This is a genomic window from Candidatus Effluviviaceae Genus I sp. (genome assembly GCA_016867725.1).
GTDB lineage: Bacteria > Joyebacterota > Joyebacteria > Joyebacterales > Joyebacteraceae > VGIX01.
Genome location: VGIX01000089.1, coordinates 1 through 3020, shown reverse-complemented (window position 1 = coordinate 3020; position 3020 = coordinate 1). Strand labels below are relative to the sequence as shown.

General features: G+C 70.2%; 2 protein-coding genes. Both read right to left on the bottom strand.

The window, feature by feature from the left end; translation table 11 throughout:
• Positions 1-1640, bottom strand: a 1640-nt coding sequence (locus FJY74_09690) for a radical SAM protein (GenBank protein MBM3308584.1), incomplete at its 3' end; no start/stop codon positions are given.
• A gap of 805 nt (positions 1641-2445) precedes the next feature.
• Positions 2446-3020, bottom strand: a 575-nt coding sequence (locus FJY74_09685; protein ID MBM3308583.1) for a sigma 54-interacting transcriptional regulator, incomplete at its 5' end; no start/stop codon positions are given.

Here is a 3020-nt window from a genome sequence, read left to right as displayed (position 1 = left end):
CGGTCGCCGTCGATGCTCACCATGACGGCCGCCCCGACGGCGGCCAGGCGCGAGGCGACCTCCGGCGTCAGGAGCGTGCCGTTCGTTGTCACGTGGAGTGACAACGCGCGCCCCTCGGCCGTGGCCCTCGCCCGCGCGTGCCGCGCCGAGACCTCGATGAGGTCCGGATGAAGCAGCGGCTCCCCCCCGAAGAACACGACGGAGAGATGCGGAGCGCCGATGGACTCCTCGAAGAGAAGGTCGAGCGCGCGGAGCGCGACCTCCTCCGACATGAGGCCCCCGGCGCTCCCGCGGAGGTAGCAGTAGTCGCAGCTGAGGTTGCATCCGCCCGAGACGTGCAGCGCCAGCGAGGCGACGGCGCCGGGCGCCGGCCTCGAGGTGGGCCGTTCGGGTTCCGGCGGTGGGACGAGCCCGACCGCGTCCCTGAGAACCTCGCGCACGGCCCGTCGTCCGTGGTTCATCTCAAGGACGGCAAGGTCGGGCGCTCCCGCCCCGCGCTCGACACCCGCGAGGGTGTCCAGCGCTGCGGCGTCCGCCCGGAAGAACATCGCGGAGTCGGGGTCGACGACGAACCCCTCGCCCGCGATCTCGAACGCGTGCAGGCGCGGGAAGCCGATGCTCGATCCCGCCGACGCGAGGTCGGCCGCCGGGACCGCGGACAGACGCCGGTCCGCCGCGGCCTCTTCGCCGCCTGCGCCGGCCGCCTCCGCGCGGAGCGCGATCACGCGCCTGCGCGACTCCCACCTCAGGCGGCCCAGTGTGTCGCTGCGCGCCCGCTCCAGATGCTCAGCCAGCGCGGAGGCGCCGAGCGCGAGCGCACCAGCCCGGGCGCGCCCATAGCCGCCGTCGATGAGCGCCGCGCTCGCGTCGATCACGCCGCACTCGACGGCCAGGCGCGTCAGCGTCTCGGCTGAGGCGCCCCGGGGCGGCTCTGCCATGCCGAGCCGCTCCGCGATCATCCAGAGCGGCACGGACCACCGGCCTACCGCGCTGTCGTCCACGAGGTCGGCCAGATCGTCGGTCATCTGGTACGCCGCGTGGTAGTCCACCACGATCTGCTCCAGCGCTCCGACGCACTCCTCTCGGCCTGCCAGCAGGGCCACCCCGACAGCCGACGTCTTGAGCGGCGACAGCCGAAGGCCCAACTGCCGGAGCGACGCCGGCAGCTCACGCTCCGTGACCGCCTCGCGACCTCGCGGCGTCCTGAGCACCGCGCGCTCCCACGCGAGGCTGTCGAAGTACTCGGCGACGTGTCTGTCGAGGTGGCGCCAGAGAGCGCTCGTTGCGTCGAACAGGCGCGACAGCTCGCGCAGGAAGAGCGTGAGCGACAGGTCGGAGAAGCGGCAGGCCTCGGGATCGAGGTGCTCGTCCCCGTCGATGAGCCTGTCCTGCAGAAGGAAGTGGGCGGCGCCGAACGCGTTGGCGCGCGCCATCGTCCTCGCGGACCCGAGAGACCCACACGAGGGCAGCGCCTCCGCGAGCATGAACGGCATGAGCAGGAGCATCCCGCCGCGGGCCATCGTGGCTCCGAGCGGCTCTCCGCGACGCGCGTACGGCGCCGCACCGAGCGCAGCTGCGGCCTCCGACGCCACGGCGCGAAGCTCCGCGCCGTAGCGCGGCAGCGGACGCTCGTGATGCATCGAGTCTCTCGCAAGGGGCGGTGACGGTCAGGCAAGCGGGACGGCCGGCAGGCCTCGTGAGCCATCCCCGAGGTCACTACCGGCCGTCGAGGGAGGACTCCATCCCTGGGGAGGAGGAGAGCAAGGAACCTGCCAGGGCAACCGCGCGGGATGGAGTTCCGACGAAGAGCTTGTGGTTCGGCCTCTTTCTGCGCTGGGCGGGTCGGTGTCCGAAGTTCCGCCGCGGCGACTGTCCATCTCGATGACAGCAGGAGCGCTCCGAAGGCTCCTCGGTGTCAGGTTGTCACCCCAGGAACGGCGAGGCGATTCCGATGAGCAGGACCACGGCCATAGCCTTTGCTCTCGCCGTTCCCGGGAACAGCGAGGCCCCCGGGATCGGGGGCCTCATGTCAGCGGAAGGGAGAAGCAGGCCAAAGAGCGACCGGACTCGCCCCCCCTGCTTATTGGCATCCATGACCGCCTCTCCCTTCCATATCCTGGTTTCGAGACTCCGCGCTCAAGTGCTGCCGCGTCCCCTTAGGGCATGGGCTGTGCCAGAACGCCGGATCGCGGAGAAGAACCTCCACGAGGACATCGTCCGTAACTACCTGTAGGACAACGCGTTACGCGACTGCGTGTCTCGATGGGTGTACGCGGGTGAGCGCGCATTCGACGACGGCGCGACGGCCATCGAGGGCCCTTGGAAGCGGCGCGTCCTAACTCGTTCACCCAGCGTGAAATGCGAGACCGTCGAAGCTCCGACGGTGTGTCGAAACCTCGACGGTCCGGTGGTCTTGAGCGCTGTCCTCGATACGCGTTACGCCGCTCAGCCGATCCCGTACTTCCGCATCTTCGCGTGGAGCCCTGTGCGAGACAGCCCGAGGAGCTCTGCCGCGCGCTGCTTGTTCCACGAGCTTCTCGTGAGCGCCTCGAGGATCCTCGTCTTCTCGAGCGTCTCGACCTCGTCCTTGAGGGAGCGCTCGCCCGTCGCCTCGCCGGTCTGTCCGGCGCGGTGCCGCTCGCGCAGCTCGGGACGGAGCTTGTCGAGCCCGATGGCCTCGCCGTCCGCGCAGAGCGCCACACCCCGCCGCACCTCGTTCTCGAGCTCGCGCACGTTGTTCTCGCGCCAGTCGTGCCGGAGCAGAAGCTCCCGCGCCTCCCGTGTGAACCCAGTGATCCTCTTGTGCTCCTTCGCGGAGTAGAGGTCCAGGAAGTGCTGCATGAGCAGCGGGACGTCCTCGGGCCTGTCTCTCAGCGGCGGGACCTCGACAATGACCGCGCACAGCCTGTAGTAGAGGTCGCGGCGGAAGGTGCCGTTCCTCACGGCCTCGCTCAGGTCCTTGTTGCTCGCCGAGACCACGCGGGCGTCGCTCGTCCTCGTCAGGCTCTCGCCGACCCGCC